Annotated in this window: 12 protein-coding genes and 1 pseudogene; 7 read left to right on the top strand and 6 right to left on the bottom strand. The window is 66.8% G+C overall.

All coding sequences use genetic code 11. The features are described from left to right. Positions 1-77 precede the first annotated feature (77 nt). From IC535_RS12955 to IC535_RS12945, 3 genes and pseudogenes are all read left to right on the top strand, one after another. Positions 78-368 (top strand): annotated as a pseudogene (locus tag IC535_RS12955) (MFS transporter); the annotation flags it as partial. Then, on the top strand, positions 345-1,355 hold the full coding sequence (locus IC535_RS12950; protein ID WP_267473043.1) for a glycoside hydrolase family 43 protein: 1,011 nt from the start codon (positions 345-347) through the stop codon (positions 1,353-1,355). The pseudogene IC535_RS12955 and the gene IC535_RS12950, both read left to right, overlap by 24 nt. Further along, entirely contained in the window at positions 1,345-2,193 is an 849-nt protein-coding gene (locus IC535_RS12945) for an aldose 1-epimerase (protein WP_429000399.1), read from the top strand. The genes IC535_RS12950 and IC535_RS12945 overlap by 11 nt, the downstream gene beginning before the upstream one ends. A gap of 87 nt (positions 2,194-2,280) precedes the next feature. Here IC535_RS12945 and IC535_RS12940 read toward each other — a convergent pair whose 3' ends face one another. Continuing rightward, positions 2,281-3,939: a fatty acid--CoA ligase gene (locus tag IC535_RS12940; RefSeq protein WP_228886971.1), complete on the bottom strand. Its 1,659-nt coding sequence runs from the start codon at positions 3,937-3,939 to the stop codon at positions 2,281-2,283. Positions 3,940-3,963: 24 nt separating this feature from the next. Continuing rightward, on the bottom strand, positions 3,964-5,817 hold the full coding sequence (locus IC535_RS12935) for a D-(-)-3-hydroxybutyrate oligomer hydrolase (protein WP_228886972.1): 1,854 nt from the start codon (positions 5,815-5,817) through the stop codon (positions 3,964-3,966). An 88-nt stretch (positions 5,818-5,905) separates the two neighbouring features. Here IC535_RS12935 and IC535_RS12930 point away from each other — a divergent pair, with 88 nt between their 5' ends. Further along, entirely contained in the window at positions 5,906-6,580 is a 675-nt protein-coding gene (locus IC535_RS12930; RefSeq protein ID WP_228886973.1) for a response regulator transcription factor, read from the top strand. Positions 6,581-6,624: 44 nt separating this feature from the next. On the opposite strand, the gene IC535_RS12925 is transcribed toward IC535_RS12930, so the two are convergent. The 4 genes from IC535_RS12925 to IC535_RS12910 form a co-directional block, all read right to left on the bottom strand. Beyond that, a complete protein-coding gene (locus IC535_RS12925) occupies positions 6,625-9,960 on the bottom strand; it encodes a hybrid sensor histidine kinase/response regulator (RefSeq protein WP_228886974.1) in 3,336 nt (1,111 codons plus the stop codon). A 69-nt stretch (positions 9,961-10,029) separates the two neighbouring features. Then, positions 10,030-10,512, bottom strand: coding sequence for a MaoC family dehydratase (locus tag IC535_RS12920; RefSeq protein WP_228886975.1), 483 nt, complete (start codon positions 10,510-10,512; stop codon positions 10,030-10,032). Further along, on the bottom strand, positions 10,509-11,387 hold the full coding sequence (locus tag IC535_RS12915; protein ID WP_228886976.1) for an alpha/beta fold hydrolase: 879 nt from the start codon (positions 11,385-11,387) through the stop codon (positions 10,509-10,511). Before IC535_RS12915 ends, IC535_RS12920 begins: the two co-directional genes overlap by 4 nt. 11 nt (positions 11,388-11,398) lie before the next feature. Beyond that, positions 11,399-13,597 (bottom strand): TonB-dependent receptor, encoded by a 2,199-nt coding sequence (locus tag IC535_RS12910; protein WP_228886977.1) that lies wholly within the window; start codon positions 13,595-13,597, stop codon positions 11,399-11,401. Positions 13,598-13,753: 156 nt separating this feature from the next. Between IC535_RS12910 and IC535_RS12905 the strand changes: the two genes are divergently transcribed. The 3 genes from IC535_RS12905 (at position 13,754) to IC535_RS12895 (ending at position 17,888) form a co-directional block, all read left to right on the top strand. Continuing rightward, positions 13,754-15,157 carry a GntP family permease gene (locus IC535_RS12905; RefSeq protein WP_228886978.1) on the top strand — a complete coding sequence of 468 codons (1,404 nt, stop codon included), beginning with the start codon at positions 13,754-13,756 and terminating at the stop codon, positions 15,155-15,157. Between the two features lie 88 nt (positions 15,158-15,245). After that, a complete protein-coding gene (locus tag IC535_RS12900) occupies positions 15,246-16,247 on the top strand; it encodes an extracellular catalytic domain type 1 short-chain-length polyhydroxyalkanoate depolymerase (RefSeq protein ID WP_228886979.1) in 1,002 nt (333 codons plus the stop codon). A gap of 645 nt (positions 16,248-16,892) precedes the next feature. Continuing rightward, a complete protein-coding gene (locus IC535_RS12895; RefSeq protein WP_228886980.1) occupies positions 16,893-17,888 on the top strand; it encodes a TIGR02391 family protein in 996 nt (331 codons plus the stop codon). Positions 17,889-17,899 lie beyond the last annotated feature (11 nt).

Below are 17,899 nucleotides of genomic sequence, written 5' to 3'. Positions count from 1 at the left end.
TGGTACCGCCTGCGCTCCACGAAGCGCAGGCGGCCTGAACGCCCCTTGGCAGTGTCCAGAAAAGCTTGACCACCACAAACCATCGCCGCGCCACCGCGATCATCTTCTCGGCGATGCTGTGCGGGCTGAAGATCGGGCTCAGCATCGGCGGTGCGCTGGTGGCCGGCATTCTGGCCCACCACGGCTACCAGGCGGGTGCGGAACAGCAGCCCGGGGCCGTGGTCGACGGCATCCGCCTGACGGTGAGCGTCTACTGTTCCCTTCCGTTCCTGGTCGCCGTTGCGCTGCTGTTCCTCTACAGGATCGACAAGCGCATGGAGGCACGCATCGAACACGAGCTGCACCTGCGTCGCCAGGGAAACAGCCTTGACCATCTCGCGGCACACGCCATCTCCCAACCGCTGGTCACCCACATCTACACGGCCGATCCGTCGGCCCACGTCTTCGAAGGGCACCTGTACATCTATCCCTCGCACGACATCGACAGCGGCGCGCCGTTCGACGACGAGGGTGGGCACTTCGGCATGGAGGACTACCACGTGTTGCGCATGGACACGCCCCAGGGCGAGGCCATCGACTGCGGCGTGGCCCTGCATGTGCGCGACGTGCCCTGGGCCGCGCAGCAGATGTGGGCGCCGGACGCGGCCAGCCGCGACGGCCGCTATTACCTGTACTTCCCGGCCAAGGACGGGCAGGGCAGGTTCCGCATCGGCGTGGCGGTGGCCGATCGCCCCGAGGGCCCGTTTGCACCCGAAGCCGAGCCGATCGAGGGAACCTACTCGATCGACCCGGCCGTATACGAGGACGACGACGGCACGCATTACCTCTACTTCGGCGGCATCTGGGGCGGCCAGCTGCAGCACTACCGTGACAACCATTACGACCCAGCGCACCAGGAGCCGGCCGGAGACGCGCCGGCACTGGGCCCGCGTGTCGCCCGGCTGGACGCGGGCATGACCCGGCTGGCCGAGCCCACGCGGGAAATCATCATCCTGGACGAGCACGGCCAGCCACTGCGCGCCGATGACCATGAGCGCCGCTTCTTCGAGGGGCCGTGGCTGCACAAGTACCAGGGCCGGTATTACCTGTCGTATTCCACCGGCGATACGCACCTGCTGTGCTACGCCATCGGCGACAGCCCCTATGGGCCGTTCACCTATGCCGGGGTGATCCTCAAGCCCGTGGTGGGCTGGACCACGCATCATTCCATCTGCGCATTCGAGGGGCGGTGGTACCTGTTCTACCATGACGCCCTGCTGTCCGGCGGCGTTACCCACCTGCGTTCGGTCAAGTGCACGCCGCTGCACATGGAAGCGGACGGCAGCATCCGGACCATCGATCCCTATGGCAGCTGAAAACACATTGCCCATGGACGATGCGCAGGCATCGCTGCCGGGTGGCCGCCTGCACTGGTTGCGGGCAGGCAGGCTGGAGGTCGCGCTCGCACCTGAAGCCGGTGGACGCATTGCCCGGATCCGCCATGATGGCGTGGAGTGGCTGGTCGGCGAACACGAGGGTGGGCCGGCAACCATCGCCTGGGGGTGCTACCCGATGGTGCCCTGGGCCGGGCGCATCCGGCATGGCTGCTTCAGCTTCGATGGCAGGGCCTTTGCGCTGCCGACGAACTTCAATGGGCATGCCATTCACGGCGTGGGCCTGTCACGGCCCTGGCAGGTCGACAGCATCGGTGCGGACACCGCCACGCTGTCGCTGGCGCTTCCCGAGGACCGCTACTGGCCCTTCGGTGGGTTTGCGACCCAGGCCATCCACGTACGTCCCGACGGCCTGGACCTGCACCTGGCGGTGCAGGCCGGCCAGCAGGCAATGCCGGCCGTGCTCGGCTGGCATCCCTGGTTCCGCAAGCCCGATCGCCTGTTGTTCGCCCCCGCTGCCATGTACCCACGGGACGGGGAGGGCATCGCCACCTTGCCCTGTGTGGACCCGGCACCGGGGCCCTGGGACGACTGCTTCATCAACCAGGCCGAGGTAACGCTGGTCTCTGCCGGCCAGCGGCTGCGGATGCGCGCCGACACCGATCACTGGGTGGTCTACGACGGCGCCCCGCACGCTACCTGCGTGGAACCACAAACCGGCCCGCCCGATGCTTTCACCCTGGCGCCGAACCGGCTGGAGCCGGGCCAGCGGCTGGCGTTGGCGTTCGAGTTGAGATGGGAGCGAGACGCCCCGGGGTAGCGCAGGAGCCGCGGTGTCGCCTGCGATCCCATGCCCGCACCTCGACCCATGCGCGGCAGGACCGACCCTCCGCCCTGCAGCCGGGTATCAACGGGCGTCCGCTGAACCCGGATCATGCAGGCAGCGCAGCTGCTTCTTGTTGATCTTGCCCACGCTGGTGCGTGCGATCGACTCCACGAAGCTGACCCGGTCCGGGACCGCGTAGCGGGAGATATCGCCGGTGCGGCTGCGCGCTGCGACCAGTTCAATGATCTCCGCCTCGCTCACCTCGCTGCCGGCCTGCCTGACCACCAGGGGCAGGGGACGCTCGCCCCATTTCGCATCGGTGATGCCGATCACGGCGACCTCGCTGACCGCCGGGTGCAGGGCGATGATGTCTTCCAGCGCGAGCGAGGAGATCCACTCACCGCCGGTCTTGATCACATCCTTGATGCGGTCGGTCACGCGCAGGTAGCCGCCGGTATCGATGTTGCCGATGTCCCCGGTATGCAGGTAGCCGCCGGCCCACAAGGCCGCCGACGCGCCCGGGTCGTGCAGATAGCCCTGGGTGAGCCAGGGCGCGCGCACGACCACTTCGCCGGTGGCGATGCCGTCGTGGGCGACGTCGTGCATGTTTTCATCGACGATACGCAGGTCTACCAGCGGCACCGGGATGCCGGCCTTGGTACGCAGCGACAGCGCCTCGTCCGAATCGGCCAGGGCGCTGGCATCAATCTGGGCGAGGGTGAGCAAGGGGCAGGTCTCGGACATGCCGTAGCCACCGAAGATGTCGATCCCGCAGGCCAGTGCCTGTTGCGCCAGCGCCCGCGGCAGCGCCGCGCCGCCGATGATCACTTTCCAGCCACGCAGATCGCTGTCGGCAGCGGCCGGATGGTCGAGCAGCATCCGCAGGATGGTCGGCACGCAGTGCGAGAAGGTCACCTTCTCGCGGGCGATCAACGCCAGCAGCTGCCCCGGCAGATAGCGGCCGGGATAGACCTGCTTGACCCCCATCAGCGTGGCCACGTACGGCAGGCCCCAGGCGTGCACATGGAACATCGGGGTGATCGGCATGTAGACATCGTCGCGGTGCAGGCGCCCCTGGCCGGGCGCACTGCCCAGGGCGGCCATCGCGGTCAGCGAGTGCAGTACCAGTTGCCGGTGGCTGAAGTAGACGCCTTTGGGCCGGCCGGTGGTTCCGGTGGTATAGAACATCGTGGCGCGGGTGTTCTCGTCGAAGTCCGGAAAGCTGCCGATGGGCGTGGCCTCGCGCAGCCCGGCTTCATACTCGGTGACGAAACCGGTCGGCAGCGGCCCCTCGGCATCGTCCAGCAGGATCCGCGTGCGCAGATCCGGCAGCTGCCCGTCGATGCCTTCCAGCATCGGCAGGAACTCGCGGTTGGCCAGCAGCACCCGTGCGCCGCTGTGATTGAGCGTATAGGCGATCTGCTCGGGGGCAAGGCGGATGTTCACCATCATCAGCACCGCCCCGAGCATCGGCACCGCGAAATAGCTTTCCAGATAACGGTTGCTGTCCCAGTCCATCACCGCCACGGTATCGCCGTGCTTTACCCCCAGTGAGGTCAGCAAACCGGCCAGCTGGCCGATGCGCGCCTGCAGGGTGCGGTAGTCGAAGCGGACCTTGTCGCCGTAGACGATTTCCTGCGCCGGGCGCACCGCCAATGGCGTGAGCAGCAGCTGCTTGATCAGCAGCGGATAGGCATGGGGTTCGGGAGCGGTCGGATTTGCGGCGGTGGTGAGTGACATTGGGGTGTCCTGGTGGGCAGCGCGTCAGCGCCCGGGAGTGGCCGGGATGCCGGGGATGGACAGCTGCCCGCGCAGCAACGGCGCTTCCGCGCGTGGAGTGGGCTGGACCAGTGCGTCCTGCGGCAGCGCGTGCGCCGGGTCTTCCAGGTGGGCCCACACCTGGTCCATCGCCGCGAACATGTAGGGCAGCAGCGGTACATAGCGCTTCCGGTAGTCCGGGAAGGCCAGCAGCGAGTCGAAGTGCTGTGCGTGGTCTACCCGCCAATAGGCGATCTGCGCCCCGGCCTTGCGTGCGAGCGGCACGTAGCGATCGCTGGTCATGCCGATGGGCACCAGCCCGTCGTGGAGGCCGTGGATCACCACGATCGGCAGGCCGCGGCGCGGGGCCCTGGCAGCCGCCTCGGCGATGCCGGCGCGTACCCGTCGGGCATCGGCGCTGTCGCCCGTGCCGAGCGCGCGCAGGCAGTTCAGGCCGTACAGCGGATCCTCTGCGGAGCGTGCCGCATTGCCATCCACCAGCACCACGCCACTGCCCGGCGGGATGCCGCTGCCCTCGCTCCACCAGGTTGAACGAAGCCCGGCGGGCGCCGGACCGGGCCGGCCGTCGGCGCCAGTAGCCGAGAAGCCATATGCGCAAGGATGTTCGCCAGCGCCGTAGCGCCCGTAGGCCGAGGCATAGGTTGCCGCGATGGCGCGCCATAGATCCAGCCCGGTCGAGAACGCGCCGGCGCGAAGTGCGTCCTCGCCCAGGCCGGCGTCGGCAAGCTGCTGCCGCGCCGACCGTGCCTGTGCCGCGGTGTCATCGCCCTGCACCTGCCCGGCGGATTTCAGCGTGGTGCAACGCTGGGCCGATGCAGGCGCCAGCTGTGCCTGCAGGGGTGGCTGTGGCAGATCATCCAGCGCCAGCAGTGCGCAGGGCATCAGCAACGCGGCCTGGGTGACGAAATCGAACAGCGGCGGCGCACCGGCAACCGAGACGTTGGGTTCGCCGGCCACCATCGCATCGAACCAGTCGCCATCGATCTCCGCGGCACGCAGCACGGCGCCGCCGCCGTTGGACACCCCCACGCCCAGCGTGCGGGTATTGGCCGCGGTGAACGGTGCCGACCGGGGGTAGGCGCGGTCCAGTGCCTGCAGGCCGAACTGCAGTGCCTGCAGCAGGTGCCGGCCCCAATCCGCTTCCGGATTGTCGCCCGAATGGGCGTGTTTGAAGGCGATGCCGTGCGGGGTTGTCGCTTCCCCGGGAACGAAGGCCAACGCCCCCTGGGTGGCTGGCGTGCCGTCGGCCTGGAAACCGGCCCTGGCGTCCAGGTCGTAATAGTCGCTGCCGGCCCCCTTGTCGGTATAGGCGACGGCGCAGCCGTGGGCCAGGCCCCAGCTGCCGGCAACCGGGATGGCGCCATAGATGCCGCGCGAGCCGGAGGAGGCCGCGGCCACCAGGCAGGCGTGCGCGGGATCGAAGCTGTCGGGCACCTGCACCAGGACGCGATGGGGTTGGCGGGCGCCGGGGACGCGCGCATAGGCGGAGAACTCGCGACCAGGCGCCGCCTGCAGGTTGCCGTAGACATCGCCGAAGCCGCCGCCGGGAGTCAGGTCGGCGATGCCGCGCCAGCTGCTCCAGATCGCGCGGCGCCGGGCCTCGTCGGCCGTAGGCTGGGCCGGGCGGGCGAACGCCGGCGCGCTGGTCGAACGCAGGGCTTCGATGCCCAGGCCCGCCGTCAGCAGTTCATCGCTGCCGCGATGCTGGGTTTCCCGCCATTGCTCAAACACGGGACCTTCATCGGTGTGGCCGGGCGTGGCGGCAGTGGCGATGGCGGTGCCGCCGGACAACAGCGGCAGCATGGCCCAAAGCAGGGCAGCGGGGCGGAGGATGTTCATCGCGCCACACTAGCAAGCCGGGCGCGGTGCGCCAGCGTACCTAGGTACCCGTGCCGCACTGCAGGCGATTTGCTACTCTCGGCCGGACATGCCGAGCCTGCTTATCGCCGATGACCACCCCTTGTTCCGTGCGGCGCTGCATCGCGCCGCCGAAGAGGCGGTGGCCGATCTGCAGATCAGCGAGGCCGACTCGCTGCACGGCGTGCTGGAAACCATCGAGAACCAGCAGATCGACCTGATGCTGCTGGACCTGCATATGCCGGGCAATCACGGCCTTGCCGGGCTGGCGACCATCCGTGCATTGCAGCCGGGGTTGGCCATCATCATCGTCTCGGCCAACGAAGAGCCGCACGTGATCCGCCGTGCCATCGACCTGGGCGCGGCCGGCTATCTGCCCAAGAGTTCGGGGCTGACCGACCTGCAGTCGGCGCTGCAGAGCGTGCTCGATGGCGAGCGCTGGATCCCGGCGCTGCTGCGCGAGCCGGTGGCGCGGGCAGCGCCGTTCGGCAAGGACGCCGACCTTGCCGCGCGCCTGGCCAGCCTGTCCACGCACCAGTACAGAGTGCTGAGCCTGGTGGCCGAAGGCCTGCTCAACAAGCAGATCGCCGACCGCCTGGGCGTGCAGTTGCGCACGGTCAAGGCGCACATGACCCGCATCATGGAGCGGCTGGGCGTACGCAACCGTGCGCAGGCCATCCGCGTGCTGCACGAAATGGGCTTGACCGATCCTTCCCGGCAGATCGATGAGGCGCGCGACGCCTGACCCGCGGCGAAGACGCTGAGCGGTGCGATGCCGGTCGCGCGCGCTCAGCTCGTTGCCGTGCCGGGGTTTGCCAGCAGGTGGTTGATCGCCCAGCGCAGCGCCAGCGGCTTGAACGGTTTGTTCAGCAGCGATAAGCCCACCCCGCGTACCGCCTCGCGCGTGTCGCTGCCGGTATCGGCGCTGAGAATCACCGTGGGCCGCTGCCCATGGGCGGCGACAAGGCGCGTCCAGAGCTTGACGCCGGTATCGCCATCATCGAGGTGGTAGTCGAACAGCCACAGCGCCGCCTCCCGTGCCGACGCGCCCACCGCGCCGGCGTCGCGCACCGCGACGACATCGCAACCCCAGGACAGCAACATCTGCCGCAATGCGTCCAGCGCGTCCGGGTCGTTGTCCACCACCAGCACGCGGATGCCCTTGATGGTGCTGTTGCCGCCGGCGGTGGGTTCAGTGCGCGGGGCCGTGGACGGGGCTGCGCGCGCCACGCCGATGGAGAAGGCCGAGCCGCGGCCGGGCACGCTGTGCAGGTCCAGCGGTGCATGCAGCAGGCCGGCAATCCGGTGCGCGATGGCCAGGCCAAGGCCCAGGCCCTGGCCATTGCTGCGGTCGCCGCGGTGGAATTCCTCGAACACCACCGCCTGCTGCTCCGCCGCGATGCCCGGGCCGCTGTCATGCACGCCGATGCGCAGCGTGTGGCCATGGCGGCGCACGCCCAGCAGCACGCCGCCACGGCGCGTGTAGCCGATGGCATTGGCCAGGAAGTTCTGCAGCACCCGGCGCAGCAGCAGCGGGTCGCTGTGTACCCAGGCGCGGGTACGCACATGGCGGAACTGCAGGCCACGCGCCGCTGCCAGCACGGCGAACTCCTGCGCCAGCGGATCGAGCACGGTCGACAGCGCGAACGGGCGCGGATCGGCCACCAGCCCGCCGGCTTCCAGCCGCGAAATATCCAGCAGGCCCGACAGCAGGTCGTCGGTGGAATCCAGGGCGCCACGGATCTGGCGCAGGAAGCTGTCCAGGAACTCCGATTCGATGTGCTGGGACATCGCGTCGGTCAGCAACTGCGCCGCATGCAAGGGCTGGATCAGGTCGTGGCCGACCGCGGTGAGGAAACGTGTCTTGGCCACGTTGGCCCGTTCGGCCTCGTGCACCGCCTGCTCCAGCCTGGCGGTGCGGTCCTGCACGCGGCGCTCCAGGGTTTCGTTGCTGCGCTTGAGCGCGTCTTCGGCGCGGCGGAAGGCGGTGACATCGGTGAAGGTGGCCACGTAACCGCCACCGGGCATCGGGTTGCCGCGGATTTCGACGATGGTGCTGTCGGGGAATATCCGCTCGGACAGATGCGGGGTGCCACGGCGCATGTGCGCCACGCGGCGCAGCAATGCCTTGTCGGGGGTGTCGCCGGGGATATCGCCGATCTTCAGTTGGCCCAACGCCCACGCGGTGAGGTTGACCACCGGCTGCCCCACCTGCAGCAGCTCCGGCGGGAACTTGAACAGCGCGGCATAACGGCTGTTCCAGGCCACCAGCTGCAACTGGGCATCGACCACGCTGATGCCCTGGCTCATGTTCTCCAGCGCGGCTTCCAGCAGGCGCTGGTTGAAGCGCAGCACCTGGGTGGCTTCGCCGACGGCACGGGTAACCGCCTCCAATGGCGCGGCGCCGCCATCGCGTGCGGCCTCCACCAGCAACCGTGCCATGCCCGCGCCAACCACGGCGGTCAGTTCGCGTTCGATGGCGGTGACCCGGTCGTCATCCAGCATCTGCCCGGCGTGCCCCTCCATCAACTGCCGTGCCCGTTCCTGACCGAGGAAGCGACCGGCGGTCTTGCGCATCGAGGCCGCCGCCACCGCGTCCCTCCGCCGTGGCAACGAGGGGCGCACCGCACGCGACACCAGCACCACGGTCACCAGGTTGGCCGCCAGGCTGGCGCCCATGCTGAAGGCGATATGGCCCGGCTGCACGCGCAGCGAGAACATCGCCAGCCAGTGCAGCCCGTCGGGGCCGGCCGCAGGCGGCCGGTCCGGGACCACCATCGGCAGCAGCACCAGCCACAGCCAGACCAGCGAGCCCAGCACGATGCCGGCGATGATGGCCGGGGAGGGCGTGCGCGGGCGGTACACCGCCAGCAGTACCGCCGGCGCCAGCTGCGACAGCGCGGTGAACGACATCAGGCCGAAATCGCTGAGCGCCTCGGTGCCGCTCATCGCGCGGCTGTACAGCCACGACATCAGGAATACCGCCAGGATGCCGGCGCGACGGAAGGCCAGCACGCGCGGGCGCAGGTCGGCGGGGGTAACCCCACCCTCCACGCCGCCCAGCAGGCGTGAGCCCACGCCGTGGTTGCCCAGCATGATCGACAGGGTCAACCCGGACAGGATCATCATGCCGGTGGCAGCGCTCAGGCTGCCCAGGTAGGCAAGCAACGCCAGCAGGTGGTGGCCGCGCGCCTGCGGCAGGGCCAGCACGTACAGGTCCGGCGATACCGACGCCGGCAGCTGTGCGGCACCGGACAGCGCCATCGGCACCGACGGCAGGCCGATCAACAACAGGTAGAGCGGGAACAGCCAGCGCGCCGTCTTCAGGTCCGAGGGCTGGCGCAGTTCAACCACGCCCACATGGAACTGATGGGGCAGGGTGAACGCCGCCATCGCACCGAGCGCGACCATGGTGAGGAAATCCGGGATGACCGCCGGCGGTGGCAGATGCACCATCTTTTCAAGCAGGGGCGTGCCGGCCTGGTGTACCGATACCGCGGCGTATACGCCGATGGCCAGCAGCGCCACCAGCTTCAACATCGACTCCAGGCCCAGCGCGACCACGATGCCGCGGTTGTGCTCGGTGGCCGACGCCTTGCGCGCACCGAACAGCATGGTGAACGCCGCCATCGTCAGCGCGAACCAGAACGACATGTCCAGCTGCCACGCGCTGCTGGCGACTGCATCGCCGAGCAGGGCGCGCAGGCCCTGGCTGACGGCTTTGAGCTGCAGCGCGATGTAGGGAATGATGCCGAACAGGGCGACCAGGGTGATGGTGACCCCAAGCCCCTGGTCGGCACGCAGCCGCGCGACCACCAGGTCGGCGATGGTGGCGCTGTTGTGCTGCTTGGCCAGCCGCCCGAGCCGCGCCAGGAACGGCAGGCCGAAGGAGAAGATCAGCGCCATGCCGATCAGGGTCGGCGGGATCGGGAAGCCCCATTGCACGCCCTGCGAGGCGGCGCCGTAATAGGTCCATGCCGTGCAGTGCACGCCCAGCGACAGCGCGTAGATGGCCGGCCAGACCCGGGCAAGCCGGTGCCCCTGGCGTTCCCCCCACAGGGCCACGCCGAACAGCAGCGCGGTCCATGCCAGGCAGGCGAACAGGACGATGGAGGGGGTCAACATCGCTCCAGTGTAGAGAGAACCGCGGCCGGCCGGCAGCAGGCCGGCCATGCGCGGTGGGGCAGGGCGGGGCTAGGCGGTCACGATCAGCGACAGTTGTTCGGCCACCAGTGCCACCTCGCCAGCGGGGACCACTTCCACGGCTTTGTGCTGGGTCAGCAACCATTGCCCGGGATGGCGTGCCTCCAGCGACACCAGCCGCGAGCGCACCCGCACCTGCGAACCGCTGGGCACCGGCGCCAGAAAGCGGACCTTGTTCAAGCCATAGTTCAATACGTGGGCGATGCCAGGGAAGCCGGCCAGGGCAGCCACATCGTCTTCGACGGTGAGCGAGAGCAGCAGGAAACCGTGGGCGATGGTCTGCCCGCCCGGCAATCCAGCCTTTGCCCGGGCCGGGTCGACGTGGATCCAGTTGTGATCGCCGGTGGCGGCGGCGAAGGCGTCGATGCGCGATTGCGCCAGCCGCGTGTTGCCGCTCAGCCGCTCGTTCGCCGCCCATTGCTGCAGGGCCTGCAGGGCGGCGGGCAGTTCAGTGGCCGTGACGGCGGCGCTCATCGCACGCGCTCCAGCAAGGCCAGGATGGCCTCACGCGCCTCGGGTTCGGACAGGGTGGGCGCATGCCCGACATCGGGCACTTCGACCAGGCGGGCGCTGGCCGAGGTCGCCGCCATCTGCCGCGCGACATCGGCCGGCAATATGTCCGACAACGCCCCGCGCACCACCAGTACCGGCACGCGCGCGGTCAACGCACGCACCGCGCGCCACAGCACCGGGCGCAGCAGCCACAACACCCACGGCCGGGTGGTGCGGATGATCGCCGGGTCGTAGTCCAGTTCCAGCAGCCCATCCTCGCGCCGGCGGAAGCTGCGCGAGGCCATCGCCCGCCAGTCATCGCCGGTGAAGCGCGGGAACGCCGCCTTGCCGATGGATTCCACATAGGCCGTGGCCTGGGCCAGATCCATCGGCGGCACCGGCTTTCCGGCATAGCTGCCGATCCGCGCCAGGGCCTGGCGCGGTACCTTGGGGCCGGCATCATTGAGCACCGCGGCGGCAATCCGTTCCGGGGCGCGCGAGGCCAGGGTGATGGTGACCAGCACGCCCAGCGAGGTGCCGATGAACACCGCCTTGTCGATGTTCTGCGACTGCAGCAGCGCCACCATGTCGTCGGCATACGCGCGCGGGTTGTAAGCGGAGGGGTCCGGCGAACGTTCTGAACCCGCACGCCCACGCAGGTCGACGGCAAGCACGCGCCAACCGACGGCGGTCAGCGACTGGGCAAGCGCATCGAAGTCGGCGGCATTGCGGGTCAAGCCCGGAATGCAGACCACCGTGCCGCGGGCCGATTGGCCCGCCGCCGGTGCATGGTCGCGCGCATGCAGGCGCAGGCCATCGCTGCTGTTCCAGTACAGGTCATGGTAAGACGGCGTCATGCGGGTGTTTCCTAGAAATCGTAACGGACGCTGAGGCTATATTGGCGCGGCGGGCCGTAGAAACCAATCAGCGTGCCGACCGCCGGAATGTTGTAGCCGGTGGTGCGGTACTCCTTGTCGGCCAGGTTGGTGCCCTGCAGCGAGAAGGTCCAGGCGTCGTCGAGCTTCCAGATCACCCCGGCATTGACCAGCCCATAGCCCTCCTGGCGGATGACCGGGCTCAGGTCGGTGGTCGGCCACACCTCGCCCTGGTAGCTGTAGCTCACCCGTGCCGACAGGTTGCCGGCATTGCCCAGCGCGGTGCGGTACTCCACGTTCAGGGCACCGGAGAAATCCGGCGCGTTGGTGAACTTCATGCGGTCGGCCACGTTGATGCCGCGGTCCATGTACTCGTCGTACTTGGTGTCCAGCCAGGCCAGGTTGCCGGAGATCAGCCAGTGCTGGGTGGGCAGGTACTGGTACTCGATCTCCAGGCCGTTGACCGTGCCTGAGCCGGCATTGGTGAAGTCGCCGAAGAAGGCATCGTCGACGCCATCGCCATTGCTATCGATGCCGGTGAACACCGACAGCTGGATGTCCTTGTACTTGTTGTGGAACGCCGACAGGTTCAGGAACAGGCGCTGGTCGAGGAAGGCCATCTTGCTGCCGATCTCGAAGCTGTCGACGGTCTCGTCATCGAACGGCTCGGCCGAGCGCGGCACCGCCACGGCATTGGCGCGGATGTTGTACCCGCCGGACTTGAAGCCTCGCGTTGCCAGCCCGTAAACCATGATGTCCGGGGTGATCTGGTAGTCCAGCGACACCTTGGGCGAGACGTTCTTGAAGTTGGTTTTCTTGTCGAAGTTCGCGGTCACCGCGACCGGCCGGCTGAAGGTCGCATCGGAATACAGGCGGTTGAGCACGATCGCGCGCTTGTCCTCGTCGGTGTAGCGGGCACCCACATCCAGCTTGAGCTTGCTGGTCAGGTCGAAGGTCCAATCGGCATACAGCGCGATGCTGTCGGTCAGCACCTTGCCCTGGTTGTCGGCGAACTGGGCGCTGAAGTAGTTGTTCTGGATCTGCCCGCCGGCTTCACCGCTGAACTGATAGAGACCCACCACGCCGCGCACGCGGCCGCCGGCATCGTAGTTGACCTGCACCTCGTTGCTGACCTGGCTGTCGCTGTAGGTACCGCCCACGTCGGCCAGCTTGACCGGGGTGGTGTCGAAGTCGATGTTGGCCTCACTGTCCGATTCGCGCTTGGCCACCACGTACTTCACCGCCACATCCTCGCTGGGCCGCCAGTTCACCGTGGCCGAGGCCCCCTTGGTCTCCACGCTGTTGAGGTTGCGCATGCCCGAGCGGATGTCGTAGCGGCTGTCCATCGGCGGGTAGGCCCGCAGGAACGGATTGGGCGCCAGCATCTTGGAGCCGCGCATGCCGGATTGGTCGTCCATCCAGTCCAGGGCGAACTGCACATCGAAGTCGTCGCCCGCATAGGCGCCCAGGTTCAATCGCGCCGCATTGATCTGCTTGTCGCTGATCGGCTGGCCATTGAAGGTGTTCTCGCCGAAGCCATCGCGGTTCATGCTGGCCACCGCCACGCGCGCGCGCAGGCCGCTGTCGGGCCCGCCCAGCGGGCCGCCGATGGCCGCCTTGGCGTCGAGTTGGCTGTAGTTGCCCACGGTGATCTGGGCGAAGCCTTCGGTCTGGGTGGGCAGGCCGCGCGAGATGTACTTGATCGCGCCGCCAATGGTGTTCTTGCCATACAGCGTGCCCTGCGGGCCACGCAGCACCTCGATGCGCGATACGTCGAAGACATCCAGCAGCGCACCCTGCGGGCGCGCGATATAGACATCGTCCAGGTAGATGCCCACGCCCGGGTCCGCCCCCCAGGTCGGATCGGACTGGCCAATGCCGCGGATATAGGCGGTCACCGTGCTGCTGGCACCGCGCGCGGCGTAGATGGTCAGGTTGGGCACCTGTCCGTCGAGGTCGCTGATGTCCTGCACGTTCATCTTGTCCAGGGCTTCGGAGGTGAAGGCGGTGACCGCAATCGGTACCTCCTGCAGGGTTTCCTCGCGCTTGCGCGCGGTGACCGTGATGCTGTCCAGGTTGGTGGCCGAAGCGGTCCTGCCTGCCGTCGGCGCGGCCTGTGGCGCCTGCTGCGCCAGTGCCGGCGCGGAGGCCAGCAGCGCGCCGATCATAAGACTCAGACAATTCCGTTTCATTCGGTCCTCCCCCAAGGCAATACGTTGCAGATGGCCCAATGCCACCCATGGAGCGCAGGCTACCGGTGCCGTGGCGCACCGGCGAGTGGACCTAGGTCCAGTCGGCAGCACCGGCCAGATCCGGATACTGGGCGCGTCCCCAGCTGGAAGCGCCCCATGTCGTTACTGATCGTCCTTGCCGCACTGGGCTTCCTGATATTTGTGGCCTACCGCGGTTACAGCGTGATCCTGTTCGCGCCCATCGCCGCCCTCGGCGCGGTGCTGCTGACCGATCCCTCGCTGGTGGCGCCGATGTTCACCGGCTTGTTCATGGACAAGATGGTCGGCTTCCTGAAGCTCTATTTCCCGGTGTTCCTGCTGGGCGCGGTGTTCGGCAAGCTGATCGAACTGTCCGGCTTTTCCCGGTCCATCGTCGGCGCGGCGATCGCGCTGTTCGGCCCGCAGCGGGCGATGCTGTCGATCGTGCTGGTATCGGGCCTGCTCACCTATGGCGGGGTGTCGCTGTTCGTGGTGGTGTTCGCGGTGTATCCGTTCGCGGCCGAGATGTTCCGCCAGAGCAATATCCCCAAGCGGCTGATCCCGGCCACGCTGGGGGTGGGCGGTTTCAGCTTCACCATGGATGCGCTGCCGGGTACCCCGCAGATCCAGAACATCATCCCGACCACGTTCTTCGGCACCGACACCTGGGCAGCGCCGGTGCTGGGCACGCTTGGCAGCCTCTTCGTGCTGGCGGTGGGCATGGCCTACCTGGAGTGGCGCCGTCGCGCCGCGGCGCGCAATGGCGAGGGCTACGGCGACCCGGCCACCCTGGTCAATGAGCCGGCACCGTTCGCCGGCACCCATCTGGCGCATGCGGGCATCGCCATGTTGCCGCTGCTGCTGGTGTTCGTCTCCAACAAGCTGTTCACCCTGGGCATGCCGCACTGGTATGGCAGCGAGCACAGCTTCGTGCCATCGATCCTGGGCAGTGCCGCGCCCGTGGTGCAGGACGTGGCCAAGATCGGGGCGATCTGGGCCGTGGTGGGAGCGTTGCTGGTCGGCATCCTGTCGGTGCTGGCGCTGGCCTGGCGGCCGGTAGTCACGCAATTTGCCGACGGCACCCGGACCGCAATCGGCGGTGCGGTGCTGGCCGCCATGAACACGGCGTCCGAGTACGGCTTCGGTGCGGTGATCGCCGCCTTGCCGGGTTTCATGATGGTGGCCAACGCACTGGGCGCGATCAAGGATCCGCTGCTGCATGAAGCGGTCACGGTGACCGGCCTGGCCGGCGTCACCGGCTCGGCGTCCGGCGGCATGAGCATCGCCCTGGCCGCGATGTCGGAAACCTTCATCGCCAATGCGCAGGCCGCCGGCATCCCGATGGAGGTGCTGCACCGCGTCGCCGCGATGGCCTCCGGCGGCATGGACAGCCTGCCGCACAACGGTGCGGTCATCACCCTGCTGATGGTGACCGGGCTGACCCATCGCCAGGCCTACAAAGACCTCTTTGCCGTGACCCTCATCAAGACCCTCGCGGTGTTCGTGGTGATCGGCATCTATTACGCCACCGGCTGGGTGTGACAGCGGCGTCGCAGCAACCCTCGGGAAGGCGGGTCCACGAGGATTTCCGGTACCACTTCATCCACGACTCACGCATGAGGATCTGGCTATGAAATTTGGAATCGATTCGATCAAGACCGCACTACTGGTGCTGTGCACCTGGCTGGCGACGGCGGGCAGCGCCGTTGCGGCAAGCCCCGGGCATTGGGATGTGGGCCTGTACGGCAATATTTTCGGTGCCCGCGAGTACCAGGTGTGGGTGCCGGCCGATTACCAGCAAACCCAGCCGCTGCCCGTGCTGTTGGTGCTGCACGGCTGCGTCACCGGGCCGAACCTGATGGGCGAGGCCTCCGGCTTCAACGACGTTGCCGATACCGAAGGCTTCATCGTGGTGTACCCCCGCCAGAACCTCACCGCCAACCCGGCGCGCTGCTGGAACTGGCAGCTGCCGATCAACCAGGCGCGCGGCAGCGGCGAGGCCTCGATCCTGGCCGGGATCGTGGACGAGGTGAAGGCGGACTACAACGTCGACCCGCGCCGGGTCTACGTCACCGGCATTTCCGCCGGCGGGGCGATGACCTCGATCATGCTGGCCTGCTATTCGGACGTGTTCGCCGCCGGCGCGGTGCATTCCGGCGGCATGTACAAGGGCGCCACCACGGTATCCGGCAGCGCCTACGCGCTGTTGGCCGGCAGCATCTACTCGCCGGACAGCAACGGGCGGCTGGCCTGGCAGTGCTCGGGCTCGCCGTCGCCGCGCCCGATCCCGTTGCTGGTGTTCCATGGCACCGTCGACACCACGGTCAACCCGGTGAACGGACAGCAGGCCGTGCGCCAGTTCCTGCAGACCAACGACCTGGCCGATGACGGCCTGGACAACGACTCGGTGAAGTACCAGCCAACCAGCACCATCGCCGGACAGGTGCCGGGTGGGCACGCCTATACGGTCTACAATTACAGCTACGGCGGCAAGACCCTGGCCCAGCACTACGTCGTGCAGGGGATGGGGCATGCGTGGAGCGGGAGCCAGTCCGGGTTACCGTTTACCGACGTCAAGGGGCCGGATGCGACCTTGATTACCTGGTTGTTCCTGAAGGATCACCTGCGCTGAGCACAGGGATCGCCAGAGCGGTCAATTGGCGGGGCAGGGACGTGAGGGGAGGGGAGCGATCGCCCTTGCGGGAGCTGACTGCTCCCGCGCTGGTGTTTGGTTTTGGGGGAAATCCAAGGCATTAAACTTGACTGCGATGGGAGTTGCTTTTTCCCCCAGCTCAGTTTCTGCCATGGGGGGCAGTGACAGCGCCGCGATAAAGGGTGTTTATCGGGGGGGGGTGATAGCTTCCGACCTAAAGCGGACGTCCGATATTGCTAGCGCCGGTCCAGTGGATTCGGCTATACGTCAGCTTGCTAGCCTGGCCCAGCCGCCATAAACTCGAACTGCATCAAGGGTGTAGTGCACCACAGGGGCGCTATGGATAAGGCGTATGACCGGACCTAGGTATCCGGCTATTAGGTAGTTAGGCAGCATGGCAACTTACCGGTTCACCTCTAGCTTGTTTGATGTTGAACTCGGTGAGGACCAGGAGTCAACCCAGGCATGCATGGGCGACATCTGGCTGCTTGGATCAAAACTCAGCTCGATCTACGCGGCCACACCATCGAGTGCATTATTGCCGAGAACCCAGGCCGTTGCCTCACAATTCATTCAAGCTGATATCGCTTCGCGGCATGGCTTAACTCAAGCGTTAGGGAGCATATGGATATTGCCGAGAACCACGACGGACATGTCTACAGCTGGATCATGTTTGAGCGTGAAACAATTGAATTTGTACTGCGTGCGATTGACTTCTATGTATCGTTACTTGGCGACGAGTCGCGAGAGCTTGCTGAAGACCCGGACCTCGCGAGCTTGATCACGGAAGATACGCGCAGAGAACTTGGTCTTGGACGTGATAAGGATCGAGCTAACCGTCTCAAACAATGGATCAAGGACCAATCGGAAAAGAGCGACGATTCCTACCATGTAGACATATCCATGAGCCATGGGACCGTCCGCTTCATCAAGGCGGTTAGCCTGCTTTACCTTGCAAAGCTAAAAACCAAAAGAAACAGGCTGGCCAGTCGGCCAAATGTAACGCTTTCGACTCTTTCGGCATTGGATCGTGAAATATCTAGGAAAGAAGAGCTCTTCTCTTCCGCTGGCGTGTTTAAGAGCGCCTCTCCCATCCAGCTACTCGCCGAGTACGGCGAAGCACCCGAAACTGAGGTTGCGGAGACGCCACCGCAGCGCAATGAAGAAGTCGCACTCCTCACGGCGTCGCGGCCCCGCCCGGTGCTCGTCGGCTCCATCGAAATTTTGGATCATGAGCTGCGGAGCCGGTGCTTGGACCTGTTCAACCAGTTCCAGGAGTCGGGCCAATCTGAGCGCAATGACACGGTCGTCGCAGAAGCGTCGCGCATCCTAGAAAACCGCCTTCGAGCGGTGACGGGCTGTACCGACGGGAGCACTGGCAAGCAACTGGTCACTCTTGCGTTTAACGGTCAGAAGGCCAAGTTGCGTGTTAGTTCCGTTCCATCGGAGCAAGAAGCCGCGCAACTTCTCTTCATGGGCACCTTTGGCTTTATCCGAAACCAGGTTCAGCACAAACTCTTGGGCAGCCTTCCGGCCGAACGTGTACTTCAGATTCTGGGCTGGATTGACTATCTATTGTCAGTCCTAGAGCAGGCGGAGCGCGTCGCAGATGCCCCCTAATAATTCGTTCA

The organism is Stenotrophomonas rhizophila (assembly GCF_020857975.1).
Taxonomy (GTDB): domain Bacteria; phylum Pseudomonadota; class Gammaproteobacteria; order Xanthomonadales; family Xanthomonadaceae; genus Stenotrophomonas; species Stenotrophomonas rhizophila_C.
Note: the sequence above shows the minus strand (reverse complement) of the source record. Positions and strands in the feature narration are given on the sequence as shown.